General features: G+C 71.9%; 18 protein-coding genes. 10 read left to right on the forward strand and 8 right to left on the reverse strand.

The features are described from left to right. Nucleotides 1-35 precede the first annotated feature (35 nt). Nucleotides 36-989 carry a bifunctional hydroxymethylpyrimidine kinase/phosphomethylpyrimidine kinase gene (gene thiD, locus IH26_RS62825; protein ID WP_030436535.1) on the forward strand — a complete coding sequence of 318 codons (954 nt, stop codon included), beginning with the start codon at nucleotides 36-38 and terminating at the stop codon, nucleotides 987-989. A 72-nt stretch (nucleotides 990-1,061) separates the two neighbouring features. Beyond that, nucleotides 1,062-2,588, forward strand: coding sequence for a phosphomethylpyrimidine synthase ThiC (gene thiC, locus IH26_RS0113665; protein WP_030436536.1), 1,527 nt, complete (start codon nucleotides 1,062-1,064; stop codon nucleotides 2,586-2,588). Between the two features lie 21 nt (nucleotides 2,589-2,609). Here the strand turns inward: thiC and IH26_RS0113670 are convergent, their stop codons facing one another. The 3 genes from IH26_RS0113670 to IH26_RS0113680 all read right to left on the reverse strand — a co-directional run bounded on the left by IH26_RS0113670 (nucleotide 2,610) and on the right by IH26_RS0113680 (nucleotide 5,615). Beyond that, nucleotides 2,610-3,050, reverse strand: coding sequence for a ribonuclease domain-containing protein (locus IH26_RS0113670; RefSeq protein WP_030436537.1), 441 nt, complete (start codon nucleotides 3,048-3,050; stop codon nucleotides 2,610-2,612). 100 nt (nucleotides 3,051-3,150) lie between these two features. Then, nucleotides 3,151-4,365 carry a hypothetical protein gene (locus tag IH26_RS0113675; protein WP_157437175.1) on the reverse strand — a complete coding sequence of 405 codons (1,215 nt, stop codon included), beginning with the start codon at nucleotides 4,363-4,365 and terminating at the stop codon, nucleotides 3,151-3,153. A gap of 86 nt (nucleotides 4,366-4,451) precedes the next feature. Further along, nucleotides 4,452-5,615, reverse strand: coding sequence for an ABC transporter substrate-binding protein (locus IH26_RS0113680; RefSeq protein ID WP_030436539.1), 1,164 nt, complete (start codon nucleotides 5,613-5,615; stop codon nucleotides 4,452-4,454). A gap of 423 nt (nucleotides 5,616-6,038) precedes the next feature. On the opposite strand from IH26_RS0113680, the gene IH26_RS0113685 reads away from it, so the two are divergent. The 4 genes from IH26_RS0113685 to IH26_RS0113700 are packed head-to-tail and all read left to right on the forward strand — an operon-like array spanning nucleotide 6,039 to nucleotide 10,333. After that, nucleotides 6,039-8,933, forward strand: a complete 2,895-nt coding sequence (locus IH26_RS0113685) for a sensor histidine kinase (RefSeq protein ID WP_030436540.1) — start codon at nucleotides 6,039-6,041, stop codon at nucleotides 8,931-8,933. Then, nucleotides 8,930-9,337, forward strand: coding sequence for a roadblock/LC7 domain-containing protein (locus IH26_RS0113690; protein WP_063763688.1), 408 nt, complete (start codon nucleotides 8,930-8,932; stop codon nucleotides 9,335-9,337). Before IH26_RS0113685 ends, IH26_RS0113690 begins: the two co-directional genes overlap by 4 nt. 32 nt (nucleotides 9,338-9,369) lie before the next feature. Next, nucleotides 9,370-9,732: a DUF742 domain-containing protein gene (locus tag IH26_RS0113695; RefSeq protein WP_030436542.1), complete on the forward strand. Its 363-nt coding sequence runs from the start codon at nucleotides 9,370-9,372 to the stop codon at nucleotides 9,730-9,732. Beyond that, nucleotides 9,713-10,333 (forward strand): GTP-binding protein, encoded by a 621-nt coding sequence (locus IH26_RS0113700; protein ID WP_030436543.1) that lies wholly within the window; start codon nucleotides 9,713-9,715, stop codon nucleotides 10,331-10,333. Before IH26_RS0113695 ends, IH26_RS0113700 begins: the two co-directional genes overlap by 20 nt. Nucleotides 10,334-10,337: 4 nt before the next feature. Here IH26_RS0113700 and IH26_RS0113705 read toward each other — a convergent pair whose 3' ends face one another. After that, a complete protein-coding gene (locus IH26_RS0113705) occupies nucleotides 10,338-11,474 on the reverse strand; it encodes a uroporphyrinogen-III synthase (RefSeq protein ID WP_084598818.1) in 1,137 nt (378 codons plus the stop codon). Nucleotides 11,475-12,096: 622 nt separating this feature from the next. Here IH26_RS0113705 and rplM point away from each other — a divergent pair. From rplM to glmM, 3 genes are all read left to right on the forward strand, one after another. Then, the gene (rplM, locus tag IH26_RS0113710) at nucleotides 12,097-12,540 is read left to right on the forward strand and encodes a 50S ribosomal protein L13 (protein WP_030436545.1); all 444 of its coding nucleotides are present in this window, start codon (nucleotides 12,097-12,099) and stop codon (nucleotides 12,538-12,540) included. A 20-nt stretch (nucleotides 12,541-12,560) separates the two neighbouring features. Next, entirely contained in the window at nucleotides 12,561-13,058 is a 498-nt protein-coding gene (gene rpsI, locus IH26_RS0113715; protein WP_030436546.1) for a 30S ribosomal protein S9, read from the forward strand. Between the two features lie 83 nt (nucleotides 13,059-13,141). After that, complete coding sequence (glmM, locus tag IH26_RS0113720; RefSeq protein WP_030436547.1) at nucleotides 13,142-14,482, forward strand: phosphoglucosamine mutase; 1,341 nt, start codon at nucleotides 13,142-13,144, stop codon at nucleotides 14,480-14,482. A 3-nt stretch (nucleotides 14,483-14,485) separates the two neighbouring features. Here glmM and IH26_RS0113725 read toward each other — a convergent pair whose 3' ends face one another. Further along, the gene (locus IH26_RS0113725; protein WP_030436548.1) at nucleotides 14,486-15,661 is read right to left on the reverse strand and encodes a pyridoxal phosphate-dependent aminotransferase; all 1,176 of its coding nucleotides are present in this window, start codon (nucleotides 15,659-15,661) and stop codon (nucleotides 14,486-14,488) included. Continuing rightward, the gene (locus IH26_RS0113730) at nucleotides 15,658-16,470 is read right to left on the reverse strand and encodes an MmpS family transport accessory protein (RefSeq protein ID WP_030436549.1); all 813 of its coding nucleotides are present in this window, start codon (nucleotides 16,468-16,470) and stop codon (nucleotides 15,658-15,660) included. Before IH26_RS0113730 ends, IH26_RS0113725 begins: the two co-directional genes overlap by 4 nt. 186 nt (nucleotides 16,471-16,656) lie before the next feature. Here IH26_RS0113730 and glmS point away from each other — a divergent pair, with 186 nt between their 5' ends. Continuing rightward, nucleotides 16,657-18,540 (forward strand): glutamine--fructose-6-phosphate transaminase (isomerizing), encoded by a 1,884-nt coding sequence (gene glmS, locus IH26_RS0113735; protein ID WP_030436550.1) that lies wholly within the window; start codon nucleotides 16,657-16,659, stop codon nucleotides 18,538-18,540. 101 nt (nucleotides 18,541-18,641) lie between these two features. On the opposite strand, the gene IH26_RS0113740 is transcribed toward glmS, so the two are convergent. Beyond that, the gene (locus tag IH26_RS0113740; RefSeq protein WP_030436551.1) at nucleotides 18,642-20,336 is read right to left on the reverse strand and encodes an alpha/beta hydrolase; all 1,695 of its coding nucleotides are present in this window, start codon (nucleotides 20,334-20,336) and stop codon (nucleotides 18,642-18,644) included. After that, a complete protein-coding gene (locus IH26_RS0113745) occupies nucleotides 20,333-20,620 on the reverse strand; it encodes a hypothetical protein (protein ID WP_030436552.1) in 288 nt (95 codons plus the stop codon). Before IH26_RS0113745 ends, IH26_RS0113740 begins: the two co-directional genes overlap by 4 nt. Nucleotides 20,621-20,757 lie beyond the last annotated feature (137 nt).

A 20,757-nucleotide genomic window follows, 5' to 3' on the forward strand; every position in this document is an offset into this window, starting at 1 on the left:
GAGGGGTGGCGGCCGGGTGGGTGGGTGGCGGGGCGATGAGTCCGCCGGTGGTCTTGACGATTGCTGGGTCGGACTCCGGTGGGGGTGCGGGGATTCAGGCCGACCTCAAGACGTTTGCGGCGCTGGGGGCCTATGGGACCTCGGTAATCACGGCGATCACGGCGCAGAACACGCTCGGTGTCACCGCCATTCATCCGGTGCCGATCGACATCGTGGCGGCGCAGCTGGATGCGGTGCTGGCCGACTTCGAGGTGGCGGCGGTGAAGGTCGGGATGATCGGGGACCGGGCCGTCGCGGAGCTCATCCGGGAACGTGGGGATCGGCTGGCCAACCTGGTCGTGGATCCGGTGCTGGTGGCCACCTCGGGAGCGCGGCTGGGTGCCGCCGCGTCGGTTGCGCCGCTCCTGGCGTACGGCAAGAGCATTTTGACGCCGAATCGGGCGGAAGCCGCGGCGCTCAGCGGACGTCCCGTGGAGACCCCGGAGGACATGGTGGCGGCGGCTATGCAGCTCGCCGCGGGCCGGAACGAGGGCGGCCAGCGCGACCGGGCCGGCCTGCATGACGGCGACGGCGTGCGTGACGGCGGTGGCCTGCGTGACAGGGGCGGCGCGCGTGACGAGCGCGACCTGCGTGACAGCGGCGGCGCACGTGACGAGCGCGACCTGCGTGATGGGGGTGGGGCGCGTGACGAGCGCGACCTGCGCGCTGGGGGTGGGGCGCGGGCGGTGGTGGTGACCGGCAGTGAGCTGGCGGTCGACGTGCTGTGGCATGACGGGGAGACCGCCCTGCTGCGTGGCGAACCCGTGGACACCAGGAACAACCACGGGTCGGGGTGCACCTTTTCGGCGGCGCTTGCGGTGCGGCTGGCGTTCGGCGATTCGGTGCCGGAGGCGGTTTCGGCTGCCAAGAAATATGTGACGAGTGCGCTGCGGGGTGGTCGTGACTGGCGGCTGGGGGCCGGGCCCGGGCCGTTGAACCACTTCGCCTGATCACGGCTGAGGCCCGGGCGGGGGATTCGTGCTGCCGTCGGACGTCCGTTATATACCGATTAGGGAGGAACGATGAGGCGGAAGGTCTACGTCGAGGGCTCGCGTGCCGATCTGCGCGTGCCGTTCAACGAGGTGGTGCTCGGCGACGGGAACGCGCCGGTGCGGCTCTACGACACGTCGGGGCCGGGTAGCGATCCGGCGGTGGGGCTGCCGCCGCTGCGCGAGGCATGGCGTGGCGGGCATGCGACGCAGTTGGCGGCGGCGCGGGCGGGTGTGGTCACGCCGGAGATGGAGTTCGTGGCGATTCGGGAAGGGGTCGACGCGGCGCTCGTGCGGGACGAGATCGCCGCCGGGCGGGCGGTGCTGCCGGCCAACCGGAACCATCCGGAGACGGAGCCGATGGTGATCGGGTCGCGGTTTCTCGTCAAGGTCAACGCCAACATCGGCACCTCGGCGGTCACCTCGTCGGTGGCCGAGGAGGTGGAGAAGATGACCTGGGCGACCCGGTGGGGCGCGGACACCGTGATGGACCTGTCGACCGGGCCACGGATTCACGAGACCCGGGAGGCGATCATCCGGAACTCGCCGGTGCCGATCGGGACCGTGCCGATCTACCAGGCGCTCGAGAAGGTCAACGGCGATCCGCTGCGGCTCGGCTGGGAGGTGTTCCGGGAGACCGTGCTGGAGCAGGCCGAGCAGGGCGTGGACTACATGACGATCCATGCGGGAGTGCTGCTGCCGTACGTGCCGCTGACCGCCGAGCGGGTCACCGGGATCGTGTCCCGGGGCGGATCGATCATGGCGGCCTGGTGTCTCGCGTACCACCGGGAGAATTTCCTCTATGAGAACTTCGAGGAGCTCTGCCGGATCTTTGCGGAGTACGACATCACGTTCTCGCTGGGCGACGGGCTGCGGCCCGGGTCGATCGCCGACGCCAACGACGAGGCGCAGTTCAGCGAGCTGCGGACGCTGGGCGAGCTGACCCACCTCGCCTGGGAGCACGACGTACAGGTGATGGTCGAGGGGCCGGGTCACGTGCCGATGCACAAGATCAAGGAGAACGTGGACCTGCAGGTGGAGCTGTGCGGCGGGGCGCCGTTCTACACGCTCGGGCCGCTGACCACGGACATTGCGCCGGCGTACGACCACATCACCTCGGCGATCGGGGCGGCGATGATCGGCATGTTCGGGACGGCGATGCTCTGCTACGTCACCCCCAAGGAGCACCTCGGGCTGCCGAACCGGGACGACGTGAAGGCCGGGATGATCGCCTACAAGATCGCGGCGCACGCGGCCGACCTGGCGAAAGGCCATCCGGGGGCGCAGGCCTGGGACGACGCGCTGTCCAAGGCGCGCTTCGAGTTCCGCTGGGAGGACCAGTTCGAGCTGGCCCTCGACCCGGAGACCGCCCGGTCGTACCACGACGAGACGCTGCCGGCGGCGCCCGCCAAGACCGCGCATTTCTGCTCGATGTGCGGGCCCAAGTTCTGCTCGATGAAGATCTCGCACGAGATCCGGGCGCGCGGCATGCGGGAGAAATCGGACGAATTCGTAGCCGGCGGCGGAAAGGTCTACGTGGAGTTGCAGGCGGGAGCCTGAGGTCCCCGCCTGCCGCCAAGATCAGAGCTGGTAGAACGTGACGTAGTGGTCGGGGGTGAACCAGGTCTCCTTGGTGGACCGGTTCACCACGATCCGGTACGCGTCGCGCGAGGCGCCCTTGGCCCGCGAATAGACGTCGTACTCGTTGTAGCTCGCCCCCGAGGGCAGCTCGCCCTCCCGGTTCTGGAAGGTGCCGCCGGTGTAGTTGTACTGGCCGTACGGCCACTTGTACCACCCGGAGCCGAGCGGCCAGCCGAGCGAGGCCCAGCCGGTGCGCGCCGTCCGGGCCGCGGAGCAGCGCGCGACGGTGCAGCTGGAGATCACCGAGGCATGGGCGGCGTCGGTGTGCGTCGGCGCTATCACGGCCGGCGCGACGAGGCCGGTGCCGGCGATGCCGAGGACGAGGGCGAGGCCGGCGAGGAACCGGCCGAGGCGGGTGCGGGGTTGCCGGTCAACGATCATGATCGGACTCCGATGCCGATAGGGGGTCGGACCAACCCATCCTCGGCCGCGGAACCTACCCGCCGGTACATCCCCGACGGGTCATTCCATGTATGTTCGTCTATCCGTTACCCAGGCCGCTGACCCAGTCGGCCACGCTGTCGGCCTGCTGTTGTTGCTGGTTGGGCTGCTGCCGGGAGCCTCGGGGGCTCTTGGCGCGGCCGCGCGCCGTCGGCTGTTGCGGGACGGGCGGCGGCTGCGGAACCGCTTGCTGGGGAACCGCCTGCTGGGGAACTGGCGGCTGCTGCTGCTGCGGGGTGAAGCCGTCGAAGGAGGGCAGGTCCTTCATCGAGAAGACGCCGGTGTCCGACGGGCGGAGCTGCTCCTCGGGGCGCTGCGCGGCGGTGGCCGCGGCCCGGGCGATCGCCGACTCCGGCTGGGCGTCACGCTTCGGGAGCGGCGGGCGGTTCGGGCTCGGCGCGGCCGGCGGGTGGGCCGCCGGGGAGCGGCGCAGCACGGCCGCCAGCACCGAGCCGAGCACGCCGGCGCCGGCCGAGGTCATCGCCGCCCAGTACGGGACCGCCTGCCACTGGTCGTCGGCCGAGCCCGGGCCGGCGATCAGGTAGGCCATCGTGAGCAGGGCCGGGCCGCCCAGGCCGGCCAGCGCGATGGTCAGCGTCGACAGGCCGCGGCGGCGGGCCGACCAGCCGACCGCGACGCCGGCGATCAGCGCCAGGGCGGGCATGGTGAAGAGCGCGGTCCGCTTGGTGGCGTCGGCGGAGAGAAAATCGGCGTCGAGCACGCCCAGGCGTACGGACGGAAGGATTTTGCCCGGAGCCAGACCCGGCGCCACCGAGACCAGCGCGATCACCCACACCGCTATGCCCACGGCGCAGAAGTTCCATCGGGCCGTCGCCCGGCTCAGCGCCGCGTAGGCGGCGAAGATGCCGGCCGCGGCGCCCAGCGCGGCACAGATGCCGATCACCAGGACCGGCTGGACCCCGTCGACATGCGTGCTGCGGGCCGGCTGCATGGTCAGCGGCACGACCACCGCCGCGCCGACGGCCGCGGCCACCGAGGTGGCCAGCCGGGTGCCGGCGCCGGACCCCTTGGGCAGGTGGCGCCGGGCGGCCATGCCGCCGACCACCGCCGCGGTCATCGCGAACCAGGCGACCCAGGCCAGTTGGGCGGTCCAATGGTCACGCATGGTGATGTCAAGAGCGCGGGTGAGCACCACGACGCCGAGGCCGTATGCCAGCCCGAGCTGGCTGGCGCCGGCCAGCGCGGCAACGCCGAGCGCGACTCCCAACAGTTTGGCCGAGGTCCGGAAAGCCATGCCGCGCACGTTACGGAATGGGGGCCCCGCCACGCCACTCCACGTTCGGTTCTTAAGAAAGCTTTTGGAGGCTAACGCTTCGTAATCTAGGACGCGAGTCGCCAGCGGCCGGCCCGCGCCACCAGCAGAGTCAGCGCCTGCGGCATGAGCCCGGAGTGGTTGGCCGGGGTGAGCCGGATCGGTCCGGAGATCCCGTCGATCTGCGAGGTCTCCAGGATCGCCCGGATCTGATCGTGGTTGTTACCCACCCGGGCGACGGCCGCGGCGATCAGGTCGACCGCGTCGGCCGCGAACGAGGCGACCCCGGAGTAGCTGCCGTAACGCGAGATGTAGTCGCGGAACCACTGCTTGCGGGCGGCCTTGGCCGGGGTGGTGGCGATGACGTCGTCGATCGCGAGGATCTGGGTGAACACCATGGTGGCGTTGTCGGTGGCCGCGGCCGACGCCTTGGGGATGAACATGTCGCTCGCGGCGGCCGCGTCGAAGTAGAGGTGGCCGGTGAAATTGGCCGCCTTGGCGCTGGTGGCGGCGAGCGCGGCCTGGTCCGGCCCGGTCAGCACGAGCAGCGCGGCCGGTTTGGCGTCGACGAGCGTGCTGACCGCCTGGCTGACGTCGGTGGCCGTCGGCTTCACCGAGCGGGAGAGGGTCAGCGGGATGTGCGCCTTGCTCAGCTCGGCGGTCAGCGCGGCCTGGCCGCCCCGGCCGTACAGGTCGTCGGAGTAGAGGATCGCGACGTTCGGCACCTTGGCCCGGGTCAGCTCGGTCACCATCGTGGCGGCGCTGTCGGCCGAGTTCGGGCCGAGCTTGAAGACGTACTGCCGGTCGGTGACCGGCTGGGCGACCTCGTCCGCGGCGGCCAGCGCGATGGTCGGGATCTTCTTGCCGCCGATCGTCCGGGCGGCCTCGACGACGCAGTCGTCGCACGAGCCCATCACCACCGCGGCCACCGTCGGGTCGTCGGCGAAGGCGTTGATGTTGCGCAGCGAGGTCGCCGCGTCGGAACGGTTGTCCTGGGTACGCAGGACAAGCTTCCGGTTGCCCAGCTTGCCGGACGCGTTCTCCTGCTCGATCCGCAGTTGCAGGGCTCGACCGTACGCGATATCCACCGTGGACGAATTGTCCAGGTCGGCGCCGATCACGATGGTGTCACCACCGCCCGAGGCCCCGTTGTGCGAAGTGCAGCCGGTCAACCCGGCGAGCAGTAGCGTCGAGGCCACGACGGATGCCGTGGCGAGGCGGGGGAGCCTCACTGCGGTGCCTCCTCGGGGGCGGAAAGCGGGGCGGAAAGCGGTACACCGGCGGCAACGGTGACCGGCCGCGGGCGGGCCGACACGGACACGATGTCCGTCCGATCGCGCCAAACCTTGCCAACGTGAAGGCGGCTGGTCAAGCGGGTGCCGGATCGACGTTCCGAGACGACCGTCTCACATATTGGTTGGAATCTTGACACAGTTCCGTAACCGGAAAATTACGTTCGGTACCTGCTCGGACATTCGTGCACGTCAAAGCGCTGAGCGTGTCGAATGTGGAACCGAAAGTGTAGTTACTGATCGGACAACAAGTTTGTTTCCGGGCGCACCGAGGCTTCCCAAACACCAACAGTCTCTGATGAAATCGCCGGGCTGCAGCCTCAGGCGGCCGAAGAGACACGGGGATGGCACGGAGGAGAAGTCGTGAGCACCGGATCTTCGACCCAGGTGACACGTCGCGGTGTCTTCCCGCGGCTGCGGGACGCGAGGATCCGCGCCAAGCTGGCTCTCATCCTGTTCGTCCCGCTCGCCGCCGTCATCGTGCTCGCGACCGCTCGCCTCGTCGACGTCAGCGGGCAGGCCACCGAGGCCGGCCAGGTGCAGAAACTCACCGAGCTCGGCACCGACGTCTCCTCGCTCACCCAGCTCCTGCACGGCGAGCGGATGCAGGCCGCCGCCTTCCTCGCCGCGGCGAACGGACCGTCCAAGGGGTACGACGACGCGGTCAAGGCCACCGACGCTGGGATCGCCGCCTACCGGACCCATCGGCAAGCCCTCGAAGATCCGCCGGTCGCGGTGCAGACCCGGCTCGTCCAGATCGACGACAACCTCAACACTTTGGACACCACCCGCAACGCGGTCAGCAAGCGGGACGGGATCAGCGTGGCCGAGACCATGTCCCGGTACGGCGTGGTGCTCGACGACTTGCTCGGCTACGGCGATGCGGTCAGTCAGTTCGCCGGCGCCGACAAGGTCGGTGACAGCTTGCGGGCGACCAGCGCGTTCGCCAAGGCCAAGTCGGGCGCCGCCGAGCTCGAGGCGATCTCGTACTCGGCTCTGATCTCCGGCGACCTCAGCGCCGAGCAGCGGTCCTCGTTCATCGCGGCGCAGACCAGCCAGCAGGAGGGCCTGCTCACCTTCGCGTCGTTCGCCACGCCCGCCCAGCAGTCCCTGGTGGACAACGTGGTCACCGGCGACGCGGTCAATCTCGCCGACACCGTCTCCATCCAGCTCGGCCGGGGCGTCGCCGTGCCGCCCACCGAGGTCACCAACACCTTCGGCGCGGTCGTCGACCTGATGCGCTGGGCCGAGCAGGAGCTCGAGAGCCAAAACCGCACGCTCGCCGCGGACCAGCGAGATGCGGTCGTACGCCAGGCCGCGCTCGAGGCCGCCCTCGTGCTGCTCGTGCTCGTCGTCGCGGTGGCCCTGGCCGTCATCCTGGCCCGGTCGCTCAACATGTCGCTGCGCCGCCTGCGGGAGGGCGCGCTGGCGGTGGCCAACCGCGACCTGCCGGACGCCGTGGCCCGGCTCCGCGACGCCCGCACCATGGGCGAGAGCGGCGCCGAGGAGATCATCGGCCAGTTGCGCGACCCGATCCGGCTCACCAACCGCGACGAGATCGGCCAGGTCGCCCAGGCGTTCAACGTGGTGCACCGGGAGGCGGTCCGGATCGCGGCCGAACAGGCGGCGCTGCGGACCACCGTCTCGGCGATGTTCCTCAACCTGGCCCGCCGCTCGCAGTCCCTGGTCGACCGGATGATCGGCGAGCTGGACAGCATCGAGCGCACCGAGGAGGACCCGAAGCGCCTCGCCCGGCTCTTCGAGCTCGACCACCTCGCCACCCGGATGCGCCGCAACGACGAGAACCTCCTGGTGCTGGCGGGCGCCGACTCCAGCGCCCCGCGCCGCGAGGACGCGCTGCTGGTGGACGCGCTGCGCGCCAGCCAGTCCGAGGTCGAGCTGTACAACCGGATCGAGTTCGGCACGGTCGACACCGACGTCGCCATCGCCGCGATCGCCGTCAACGACGTGGTCCGGCTGGTCGCCGAGCTGCTCGACAACGCCACCCGGTTCTCCCCGCCGACCACCACGGTGGTCGCCGACGCCCGGCGCATCCGCGACTACGTGGTGATCCAGGTGGAGGACCGCGGCCTCGGCATGTCCGAGCAGCAGATGGACCAGCTGAACCGGCGGCTCGCCGAGACACCCGACGTGGACGTGGCCGCGTTCCGGCTGATGGGTCTGGCCGTGGTCAGCCGCCTCGCCAGCCGGTACGGCGTCCGGGTCGAGCTGCGCGCCAACATCGAGGGCGGCACCGTCGCCCAGGTCATCCTGCCCGGCAGCATCGTGGTGCTCCCGCACCGCGGCGGCGGAGCGCTGCCCGGCTCGCCGCCGGCCCCCGAGCTCGGCGCCGCGCCCGGCGGCTGGTCCAGCGCGCGGGCGGCGACCGCCACCCTGCCGGCCATCTCCTCGTCCGAGCCCTGGCCGGCCCAGCCGGCTCAGCAGGCGCACCCGCAGCTGCCGGCCTTCCCCTCGCAGCGCCCGCCGGCGACCACCCCGACGCCGGACCGGCCGCCGCTGCCCACCCGGGTGGCGAAGCCGGTCAGCGTGGAAGACACCCAGACGACGATGAACGGCTTCGTGTCGAGCCCGATGTCGCCGACCCCGGCGCCGGCCCAGCCGGACAACGGGAGCTGGGGCGCCGCGCTCGCGGCCATGCCGCCGGTGCCCGCGCCGCCCGAGGTCGCGCCGGCCGCGGAGCGCAACGAGTCGCCGATCTTCGTACAGATGCAGCAGAGCTGGTTCCGCAACCATGACCCGGCGGCCACGGAAGAGTGGGGGATGCCGACCGCCGGCTACGCACCACCGCCCAACTCTTCGGCCGGCAAGCCGGTGCAGCCCGCCTCGGCCCAAGTAGCCTCGGCCCCGGCCCCGGCAGCACCGGCCCCGGCAGCACCTCCGCCGCCTCCGCCACCCCCGGTCGCCGTGCCGGAGACGACCGAGCACAATGGATCATCGGTGCCGAAGCCGCGATCGGCGGCGGAGGACCGGTGGAGGACGGCGGCCGACGACGGGTGGAAGCGGGCGATGGCGGCGGCCGAACCCGTCGACGCCGGCACCACGCGGTCGGGCCTGCCCAAGCGCGTACCGCAGGCACAGCTCGTGCCGGGCGGCGTGCAGGCCGGCCCGCGCAACCAGAACCGTCGCAGCCCCGACGAGGTCCGTGGACTCCTGTCCGCGTACCACCGTGGTGTGCAACGAGGGCGGACGGACGGTACGGCCGAGAACGCCCTCCAGGCTAAGGAGACCGACCAGTGACCAGGCCCCCCACCATGCATGACATGGGCTGGCTGCTCAACAATTTCGCCAACAGCGTCGCCGGGATCGCGCACGTCGTGGCGGTGTCGGCCGACGGGCTGCTGCTCGCATCGTCGCGCGACCTGCCGGCGGACCGCGCCGACCAGCTTGCCGCCATCGCCTCGGGCGTGGTGAGCCTCACCGAGGGCGCGTCCCGGATGTTCAACGCCGGCGCCGTCCAGCAGACGATCATCGAGATGGAAAGCGGCTACCTGTTCCTGATGTCCGTCAGCGACGGCTCGTCGATGGGTGTGCTGGCCGCCCGCAGCTGCGACGTCGGGCAGGTCGGCTACGAGATGGCGCTGCTGGTCGAGCGGGTCGGCGCCGCGCTCACCCCGGCCCCGCGTGAGGCCGTGAGCCATTAGTCGGCGGCCGGCGGAGAGGGGGTGATCGCGTCATGGGGCAGCCACAGGACCCACGGGGCAACCTGGTGCGCCCGTACGCGGTCACCCGCGGACGGACCGAGCCGCGCCGTGAGATTCCGATCGAGGCGGTCCTGGTAGCCAGCCAGGCAGCCGTGCAAGAGGCCCGGTTCGCCGGGCATGACAAGTACCGCATAGCGGTGCTCTGCGAGACGAAAGCGCAGTCCCTGGCCGAGCTCTCCGCCCTCACTCGGCTGCCGCTGGGTGTGGCCCGGGTGCTGGTCGCGGACATGGTCGCCGACGGACTGCTGTCGTTGCACAGCGCCGCTCCCAAGAAGGGCTTCACGGAGCGGATGGATCTGCTGGAAAGGGTGTTGAGTGGACTTCGCAAGCTCTGAGCGGGCGGGGGCGCAACCCAGGGAGATCACCTCCGCGAAGATCGTCATTGCCGGGGGCTTCGGCGTCGGCAAGACGACGCTCGTCGGTTCGGTCTCCGAGATCGAGCCCCTGACCACCGAGGCGTTGATGACCTCGGCCGGTCAGGGCGTCGACGACGCGTCCAAGGTGCCCGGCAAGGAGACCACCACGGTGGCGATGGACTTCGGCCGGATCACCATGGCCGAGGACCTGATCCTCTACCTCTTCGGTACCCCCGGGCAGACCCGCTTCTGGTTCATGTGGGACGAGCTCATCCGGGGCGCCGTGGGCGCCGCCGTGCTGGTCGACACGCGGCGGATCGCCGACGCGTTCGCGCCGCTCGACTACTTCGAGAACCGGCATCTGCCGTACATCGTGGCCTTGAACTGCTTCGACGGCGCGCCGCGCTACGAGCCGGACGAGGTACGCGAGGCGCTGGCCATCCCGCCGCACGTGCCGCTGGTGATGTGTGACGCCCGGCACCGGGACTCGGTGAAGGGGGTGCTCGTGCAGGTCGTCGAGCACGCGATGGCCACCCTGGTGGCCGAGCAGAGTGGCGGCTATCCCGCCGTCGTCGGCTGACGGATCAATTGGACAGGCGGTAGCCGCGCTTGACCACGGTCTGGACCACGCCGGGCGCTCCCAGCCCGGCGCGGAGCCGGGCTACCGCCATCTCCACCGCGTGCTCGTCGGCGCCGCGGGGCAGAGCGTGCAGCAGGGCCGCCCGGGAGAGCACCCGCCCGGGCGCGGCGGCCAGCGCCCGCAGCACGGCCATCGGGGCCGGGGCGAGCGGCCGCAGCTCGCCGTCCACGATCGCGGCGTGCCCCCGCAGGGTCAGCGCGTGGCCGGCCACCTCCAGCGAGACCGCCCGTTTCGGCAGCTCCTCCACGATCGTGCGGACCAGGGCGCTGAGCCGGGCCCGGGCCGGCGCCACGATCGGCACCTGGAGCGGGCGCAGCGGGGCCGCGGTGACCGGGCCCACGCAGGCCACCAGGACATCGGTACGCAGCGCCGACAGCAGATCCTCGCCGGCCGGCTCCCCGGCCCGCAGCAGGGCGTTGACGGCCGCCGCCGAGGTGAACGTCACGGCGTCGACCAGGCGCCCGGCGATCAGATCGACCAGCCGGTGCAGCGGCGCCGAGTCGGTGGGCGGCGCCCAGCGGTAGACCGGCACCTCGATCACCCGGGCGCCGGCCGCCTCCAGCGCCTCGGTGTACTCGGGCTGGCTCTCCCCGTGCAGCTGCAGGGCGACGGTGAGTTTCGATACGTTTCGGGCCACGAGGTGGTCGACGACCTCCTCGTAGCTCTCCCCCTCGGGGGCCCAGCTCTCCCGCAGGCCGGCCGAGCGGATCGCGGCGCGGGCCTTAGGACCACGACCGATGAGGTACGCCCGGGCGAGCATCGCCCGCAGCGCCTCGGCCAGGCCCCAGCCCTCGGCCGCCTCCAGCCAGCCGCGCAGGCCGATACCGGTGCTGACCAGCACGATGTCGGGCGGTGACTCCAGGCAGGCCCGGGTGGCGGCGCGCAGCTCGGTGTCGTCGGCGATCGGGACGATGCGCAGCGCGGGAGCCAGCACGACCCGGGCGCCGCGGCTCTCCAGCAGGCCGGCCAGCTCGTCCCGCCGGCGGTCGGCGGTCACTCCGACCGTGTAGCCGGACAGTGGCGCGGCCAGGGCGGCCGCCTTGATCGCCGTCCGTCGCGTTCCCCCGGTCCGGTCGGTCATCCGGCGGGGGCCTCCGCATCGAGGTCGAGAAGTCGCGGTGTGGCCGGCCGGTCCACCGAAGGGCACGCTCGGAGTCCGCCGTCCTCAGCGTCGACCCGCTCCCATGTCACGCCTGCGATCTCCGCCGTACCTCCGTCCGGCGCACACCGCGACTTCTCCTCACCGCACCGGCTCGCCGGCGCGGCGGTCACCGTCAGGTCCGTCCTCAACCCCGACGGTGGCCTGTCAATAGTGCTCCGTCCGGGCACGTGGCGGCTATGCCTTGCCCGCGTCCTCCCCGGGTGCGCACCATTGGCCATGTCCGAAGCCTGCCGGTGGGGGATTTCGACGTGACGTCCCGTTTGTTTCCAGCCTGCTAAGAGGTGGCGTCGTCGTCTCCGGATCCCGCTGTCGGGTGCGCCGTAGGGCCGGAGTATGCTTGATGCGCTTATCCTTGGGGGTCCGGCAGTTTTTCTTGGGGAGACCGGCAGGGCCGCCATCGTTTTGACCACGCGCCGCGCGGCCGGGTATTGTTGCCTGCTGTTGTGTGACAGCTGCGAGCGTTCCCCTCGGGTACGCTTGACGTTCGCGCTCGACGCGACCAGCGCGCGACCCCAGACCGACGACAAGACAAGGTAATTCTGTGCGTACGTACAGCCCGAAGCCGGGTGAGATCGAGCGTCAGTGGCACATTATCGACGCTTCTGACGTCGTCCTGGGCCGCCTGGCTACCCACACCGCCAACCTCCTGCGTGGCAAGCACAAGCCGACCTTCGCGCCGCACGTCGACACCGGCGACTTCGTGGTGATCATCAACGCGGGCAAGGTGGCGCTCACCGGCAACAAGCGGCAGACCAAGGTGGCGTACCGGCACTCCGGTTACCCCGGTGGTCTCAAGCAGGTCGGGTACGAGGAGCTGCTGACCAAGCGCCCGGAGAAGGCGATCGAGCTTGCCGTCAAGGGCATGCTCCCGCACAACAAGCTCGCGCGGCAGATCCTCAAGAAGCTGAAGGTCTACCCGGGCGCCGAGCACCCGCACGCCGCTCAGCAGCCGAAGCCGTTCGAAATCACCCAGATCGCGCAGTGAGCGCGGGAGAAGGCAGCAGCATGTCCGACATCATCGAGCCCGAGGTCGTCGAGACCGTCGAGGAGCCCGCTGAGACGGTCGTCGTGGTCGAGACGCCCGCGCCGGCCCCGGTCCGCGCCCCGCGTCCCGGTGACCGTCCGATCCAGACCGTCGGCCGCCGCAAGGAGGCCATCGTCCGGGTGCGCCTCGTCCCCGGCTCCGGCAAGATCGTCTGCAACGGCCGGGAGCTGGAGAACTACTTCCCGAGCAAGGTGCACCAGCAGCTCATCCGCGAGCCGCTGGTGACCGCCGAGAAGGCCGAGCAGTTCGACGTGATCGCGAACCTCCGCGGCGGCGGCATCACCGGCCAGGCCGGCGCGCTCCGCCTCGGCATCGCCCGCGCGCTGATCACGAGCGACCCGGACGACCGGCCCGCCCTGAAGAAGGCCGGCTTCCTCACCCGGGACGCCCGGGTCAAGGAGAGCAAGAAGTACGGTCTCAAGAAGGCCCGCAAGGCTCCGCAGTACTCGAAGCGCTGATCGCTTGTCAGGCGGCCGGGTAACGCCCCTCACCACTGGGGGCGTGCCCGGCCGTTTGCATTCCCACTGAAAGGACGGCGCCGATGGGGCGACTGTTCGGTACCGACGGCGTGCGCGGGCTCGCCAACGGCGACCTCACCCCGGAACTGGCCCTCTCCGTCGCGATCGCCGCGGCCCGGGTCCTCGTCGAGAGCGACCGCAGCCACCAGCCGCTGGCGATCGTCGGGCGGGACCCGCGGGCCAGCGGCGAGATGCTCGAGGCCGCCGTCGTGGCCGGGCTGACCAGCGCCGGCGCGAACGTGGTCCGGGTCGGGGTGCTGCCCACGCCGGCCGTGGCGTACCTGGTCGCGCAGACCAACGCCGACCTCGGCGTGATGCTCTCCGCCTCGCACAACCCGATGCCGGACAACGGGATCAAGCTGTTCGCGGCCGGCGGCACCAAGCTGCCGGACGAGCTCGAGGCGCGCATCGAGCAGGCGATCGAGGACGGGCACGGGCTGATCGGCCGGCCCACCGGCGAGGGCATCGGCCGGGTGCACGACCTGCTGGACGGGGCCGAGCACTACATCAAGCACCTGGTCGGGTCGATCCCGCACCCCCTCAACGGCCTCAAGGTCGTGGTCGACTGCGCGAACGGGGCGGCCAGCGAGGTCGGGCCGACCGCGTACGAGGAGGCCGGCGCCGAGGTCATCGCGATCCACGCCGAGCCGGACGGCCTGAACATCAACGACGGCTGCGGCTCGACGCACATGGAGGTCGTCCGCGAGCGGGTGGTGGCCGAGGGCGCCGACCTGGGCATCGCGCACGACGGCGACGCCGACCGGTGCCTCGCGGTCACCGCATCGGGTGACATCGTCGACGGCGACCAGATCATGGCGATCCTGGCGCTGGCGATGCGCGACGCCGGGACGCTGACCGAGGACACCCTGGTGGCCACGGTGATGAGCAACCTGGGCCTGCGGATCGCGATGAAGCAGTCCGGCATCCGGCTGATCGAGGCCAAGGTCGGCGACCGGTACGTGCTGGAGGAGCTGAACGCCGGGGGCCTGGCGCTGGGCGGCGAGCAGAGCGGGCACATCGTGATGCCGGCCTTCGCCACCACCGGGGACGGCGTGCTGACCGGCCTGCACCTGATGGCCCAGCTGGCGGCGACCGGCAAGTCGCTGGCCGACCTGGCCGCGGTGGTGCACAAGCTGCCGCAGGTGCTGATCAACGTACGGGTCGGCGACCGCGAGGCCGGGGCCAAGGCGCCCGCCGTGCTGGCGGCCGTCGCGGCGGCCGAGGCGGAGCTGGGCGAGACCGGGCGGGTGCTGCTGCGCCCGTCGGGGACCGAGCCGCTCGTCCGGGTGATGGTCGAGGCCGGGACCGAGGAGCAGGCCCGCGAGGTCGCCACCCGGATCGCCGACGAGGTCAAGGCCTTCTGATCCTCAGGGGCGGCTCAGTTTCGACAGACGCTGGGCCGCCTCGTCGATCACCTCTTCGCGCTTGCAGAAGGCGAAGCGGATCAGGTGCCGCCCGGCCTCCTGGTGGTCGTAGAAGACCTGGGTGGGCACGGCGACCACGCCACAGCGGCCGGGCAGCTCGCGGCAGAAGTCGGCGCCGTCCGTGCCGCCCAGGGGCGTGATGTCGGCGGTCACGAAATAGGTGCCCTCCGAGGGCAGGACGGTGAAGCCCGCCTCGTCGAGGCCGGTGACCAAGCGGTCGCGGCGGGCCTGCAGGCCGGCCCGGAACTCGCTGAAGTACTCGTCGGGCAGGCCGAGAGCGACCGCGACGGCCGGCTGCAGGGGGCCGGCATTCACGAAGGTCAGGAACTGCTTCACCCGGGCCACCGTGGCGACCAGCGCGGCCGGGCCCGTGGCCCAGCCGACCTTCCAGCCCGTACACGAAAAGGTCTTTCCGGCCGAGGAGATCCGCAGCGTGCGCTCGGCCATGCCGGGCAGGCCGGCCAGCGGAACGTGCGGCTCGGGCGCGTCATCGAAAACCAGGTGCTCGTAGACCTCGTCGGTCACCGCGTAGACATCGTGCTCCCGGCACAGCTCGGCGATCAGGGTGAGCTCGGCGCGGGTGAAGACCTTGCCGGTCGGGTTGTGCGGCGAGTTGAGCAGCACCAGCCGGGTGCGCGGCCCGAAGGCCGTCCGCAGCTCACCCTCGTCGAACCGGTACCGGCCGTCCGGGCCGGGGCGGAGGGTGACGGGCCGTCGTCCGGCGCCGGCCAGCGTGATCGAGGCGGCGTACGAGTCGTAGTACGGCTCGAAGCAGACCACCTCGTCGCCCGGCTCGCAGAGGCCCAGGATCGCGGCGGCGACCGCCTCGGTGGCGCCCGCGGTGACCACGACCTCGCCGTCCGGGTCCCGTTCGAGGCCCCAGAAGCGTCGCTCGTGGTCGGTGATGGCCGTGCGCAGGGCCGGGATGCCATACAGCGGCGGGTACTGGTTGGCCATGCCGTGCCGGGCCACCGCGTCGAGCATCTCGGCCGGGCCGTCGGTGTCCGGGAAGCCCTGGCCCAGGTTGATCGAGCCGGTCCGCACGGCCAGCGCGGACATCTCGGTGAAGATCGTGGTGCCGAACGCGCGCATGCGCTCGACCAGCGGATCCCGGGTCATGACAGCGCCAGGTGGGTGCAGGTCGTGGTGGCGAACGCGGACCGGCCGGAGGTGTTCGTCTTGACCTCGTCGCCGTCGACCAGCGCCCGGCACTTGACCGTGCCGTCGGTGGCGCCGAGCCGCACCGCGACGACCGACAGCAGGGCCGGGGTCTGCACGGTGGTGCTGAACTTCCACGGCAGGTCCACCTGGGCGAGCCGGACCGGGGCGTCGCCCAGCTTCTGCAGGTAGATGATCGAGACCGGGCCGTCGCCGGAGACCTCGTAGGTCACCGAGATCGTCCGGCCGGTGGCCTCGGTCGGCAGGTCGGTGGGCAGGCCCGGCAGGTTGGGCACTTCGGTCGGCAGGTTGTCGAACGGGGCGGTGGCGGTCTCCTTGGCCTTCTCGGCCTTCTCGGTGATGCTGCGGCTGATCAGCACGCCGGCCGTGGCGATGCCGCCGCAGAGCAGCAGGGTGACCGCCAGGATCACGGCGATGATCGGCGCGCTGCTCTTGCGTGGAGGCGGCGGCGGAGCGTAGCCCGGCGGCGGGTACCCCTGCGGCGGATAGCCCGGTGGGGGACCATACGCGCCGTAGTCGGGGGCGTAGCCCGGGGGCGCGTAGTTGACCGGCGGCGGCTGGGCCGGGAACTGCGAGGTCGGCGGGGAAGCCGGCTCGGGGATCGGGGCCTGCCCGGGCGCGTATGCGGGCGGTTGATATGCCTGCGGCTTTTCCGAGAGCGCGTCCCCGGAGGTCGTCGACCACGGCTGTCCCGAGATCGGGGCGCCGGCGGTCGGATCCGGCGGCGGGTTGTCGGGCTGGTTGGTCACGCGTCTCTCCCGGTCCGGGCGCGGCCCATCGGCGCGCAAGCTGACGGTACGCCAACTACGCCACCGCCTGGGCGCTGGGCATCGGCTCTTCGGTCACCACACGAACACACTTTCGAGCAGAACGGGTGCTCGAAAGTGTGCTTCGCGAGCATGCGAAGTGAGCGGTCGTCGGCTACGCTGCCCCGCATGTGTGGCATCGTGGGTTACGTCGGCAGTCGGCCGGCGCTCAGTATCGTTCTCGACGGCCTCCGCCGGCTCGAGTACCGCGGATACGACTCCGCGGGGGTGGCCGTCGTCGACGACGGCACCGTCCTGACCGAGAAGAAGGCCGGCAAGCTGGCCAACCTGGAGAAGGCGCTCTCCGAGCGGGCCGACGACGGCATCGCCACCGGCAGCACGGCGATCGGGCACACCCGGTGGGCCACGCACGGCGGCCCGACCGACCGCAACGCCCACCCGCACCTGTCCGCCGACGGCCGGGTCGCCGTCATCCACAACGGCATCATCGAGAACTTCGCCCGCCTGCGCCGCGAGCTGGAGGCGACCGGCGTCGAGTTCGTCAGCGACACCGACACCGAGTGCGCGGCGCACCTGCTCGCCGCCGAGGTCCGCGCGCTGCGCGAGGCCGGCACGGTGCAGGGGCCGCAGCTGCTCGCCGAGGCGATGCGCCGCACGGTCCGCCGGCTCGAGGGCGCCTTCACGCTGCTCGCCGTGGACACCGAGATGCCCGACGCGGTGGTCGCCGCCCGGCGCAACTCGCCGCTCGTGGTCGGCCGCGGCATCGGGGAGAACTTCCTGGCCAGCGACGTCTCCGCGTTCATCGAGCACACCCGCGAGGCGATCGAGCTGGGCCAGGACCAGGTCGTGCTGATCACCCCGGCCGCCATCGAGATCACCGGCTTCGACGGCGCCGCCGCCAAGGGCCAGGAGTTCCACATCGACTGGGATGCCTCGGCCGCCGAGAAGGGCGGCTACGACTACTTCATGCTCAAGGAGATCGCCGAACAGCCGCAGGCGATCGCCGACACGCTGCTCGGCCGGCTCTCCGACCGCGGCGACATCATCCTCGACGAGGTCCGCCTCACCGACCAGGACCTGCGCGACGTCGACAAGATCTTCATCATCGCTTGCGGCACCTCCTACCACGCCGGGATGGTCGCGAAATACGCCATCGAGCACTGGGTGCGCATCCCCTGCGAGGTCGAGCTCGCCAGCGAGTTCCGCTACCGGGACCCGATCCTCGACCGCTCGACGCTGGTGATCGCGATCAGCCAGAGCGGCGAGACGATGGACACCCTGATGGCGCTGCGGCACGCCAAGGAGCAGAAGGCGCGGGTGCTCGCCATCTCCAACACCAACGGCTCGACGATCCCGCGCGAGTCGGACGCGGTGCTCTACACCCACGGCGGCCCCGAGATCGCGGTGGCCTCCACCAAGGCGTTCCTGACCCAGCTGGTCGCCTGCTACCTGATCGGGCTGCACCTGGCCCAGATCCGCGGGGTCATGTACGCCGACGAGGTCGCCGCCGTGGTGGAGAAGCTGCAGAGCACGCCGGAGAGCCTGACCCACCTGCTGGGCCAGATGGAGGAGGTACGCGAGCTGGCCCGCGACCTGAAGACGGCCTCGACGGTGCTGTTCATCGGGCGACATGTCGGCTACCCGGTGGCCCTGGAGGGCGCGCTGAAGCTGAAAGAGCTCGCCTACATGCACGCCGAGGGCTTCGCGGCCGGCGAGCTCAAGCACGGCCCGATCTCGCTCATCGACGAGGGCACCGCGGTCGTCTGCGTGGTGCCCTCGCCGGCCGGCCGCGGCGTCATGCGGGACAAGGTCGTCTCCAACATCCAGGAGGTACGCGCCCGCGGCGCCCGCACCATCGTGATCGCCGAGGAGGGCGACGACGGCCTGCGCGCCTTCGCCGACCACCTGATCCCGGTGCCGCACACGCCGACCCTGCTGGCGCCCCTGATGACCACGGTGCCGCTGCAGATCCTGGCCTGCGAGATCGCGGCGGCCCGCGGCCTCGACGTGGACCAGCCCCGCAACCTGGCCAAGTCGGTCACGGTCGAGTAGCCGCCACGCTCTGCCTAGGAGGCGCCGGGTTCTCACCGGGCGGCGTCCGGCTCCTCCGGGGCGCTGGTGATGCCCGGCGCTCATCGGGCGGTGTCCGGCGCTCATCGGGCGGTGCCCAGCGTGATCGCCGCCATGGTGTCCAGCGACGGGCTGCCTTGGTCCCAGTAGCCGAGGTGGCCCGCGCCGGGACTGCTCCGGAAGGTGTGCGCGCCGAACGCCGGATCGCTCGGGTTGTGACCGAACCACAGGTCCTTCTGCGGCAGGGCGGCGGCCGGGAAGGCCGGGGCCAGCAGCAGGTCGCGGGCGGCAGCGGCGGGCGCCGGCGCCGCGTACTGGATGACGTCGCTGAGCGAGGTCGTCGCCCAGACCCGGCCGGTCAGGTCGCGGGCCGAGTCGACGCCGACGCCCGGCGACCCGACGAAGACCACGTTGTCGGCGGCGAAGCCGCTGGTCGCCGCCTTGCCGACGACCAGCGAGCCATAGCTGTGGCCGATCACGGTCTGCCGCGCCGAGCCATCCGCCCGCAGCCCGTCCTGGAACCGTCGCAGCGCCGGCGCGCCGGCCTCGGCCCGGCGGGCGCTCGCCGCCTCGTCGACGAAATCGGGGGCGTCGTAGTCGAGCCAGAGCACCGCGCTGGTCGACGCGGCCGGGGAGATCTCGGTCGCGCGGTCGGCCACCCGCTCGGCCCGGGACAGCTCGCCCTCGAACCGGGCCAGCTCGGCGGTCATCCCGGGCACGTGGGTGACCACGTTGTCGGCCCGGTCGGGGTCGCCGAGCGCGAGCGCCACCCGGCCCTCCTCGCTCAGGTCGAGCCGGAGCAGGTAGGCGCGCGGCCCACGGTCGTCATCCAGCCGGTCGGCCAGCGTGTCCAGCCCCTGCCGCAGCTCGCGCAGCCGACGCCGGTCCCCGGCCGGGGCACTGGTCAGGGCTTGATCGAGCTCGGCCCGTCGCTCGTCGAGCAGGAGACGGTTGGCCGCGTCGCGGTCGGCCGCCGGGATGCCGTCCAGCGGGGCCAGCCAGCTCGGCTCGGTGACCAGCAGCCAGTAGCGCTCGGCCGGGGACAGCGCCGCCCACCAGCGGCGCACCTCGGCCGGGGTGGCCGTGCAGGCCGGCCGCTCCGGCCCCGGCGACTGGGCCGGTAGCCGGCTGGCGCCCTCGATCTCGGCCAGCCGGTCGGCCGCCACGTCGTCGGCCCGGGCCGCGATGGTGAGTGCCGCACTCAGGTCGGCGGAGATTGTCGCGCGCTGGGCGGCCATGATCGCGTCGCCCGCGACCGGCCCGGCGTAGATCGCCGCGCCGGTCGCCGCCGGGCCGCGTGCCGGCGCGCCGCTTGCCGGCGTGCCGGGTGCGGCCGCGCCGGGTGCAGGCGTGCCGCTTGTTGCCGTGCCGGGTGCGGCCGCGGCTGGGTGTGCCGTTCGTGGACCGGCGGATGGTGCTGAGGCGTCGCGGAGCCGGCCCTCGTCGTCGATCGTCAGGCCGGCCCGGTGCGCGGCGGCCAGGGCGCGGGCGAGCAGACGTTTCGCCCGATCGAGGGCGGCCGCGAACTCGCTCGCCGTCTGGTCGGCCTGCCAGCACAGGAGACGCACGACGGTCAGGCCGCGGCGCAGGGTGGTCAGCCGGGCCACGGCCGCCGACGCCGCCGCACCGGACCAGGCCGTGCCCAGGCGTACGAGATCGGCATGGAGACGGTCGGCGAGCCGGCCCGCCAGGGTGGCCCACCGGCGCCAGGCCCGGGCGATCCCTCGCCAGCGGGCGGGATCGGCGACCCGCAGCCGGGCGTAGACGGCGGCGCTCATCGGGTGAGCCGCAGACGGGTGGCGGCGCGGGCGTCGGCCTCCGCATACGCCGCGGCGGCCACGGCGATCAGGCGCGCCGTCTCGGCCGTACTGGCGCCGAGATGTCGCAGCTGCTGCTGGACGGCCTCGACGGCCAGGGCCGCCGCATCCGTCGCCCGCCAGCGGGGCGTGCGCTCGGCCGGCGGTGTCTCCGCCGCGGTGGCGCCGACCTCGGCGGCGGTGGTGGTCAGGGCGGAGGCGGTGCGGCGCAACTCCTCGGTGTCGACCTCGAAATCGGGATTCACGGCAACCTCCAAGCCGGGGCAACGGGATGCGCCGACGTTAGGCGCCGGCGACCGTGATCGGGGGCGCCTGTGGACAACCGCGCGGGTCTGGCCCATGGGTTGTCCACAGGGCCTTGCCGCAGCTCCGGCGGTGCGCT

Source organism: Actinoplanes subtropicus (genome assembly GCF_000721705.1).
GTDB lineage: Bacteria > Actinomycetota > Actinomycetes > Mycobacteriales > Micromonosporaceae > Actinoplanes > Actinoplanes subtropicus.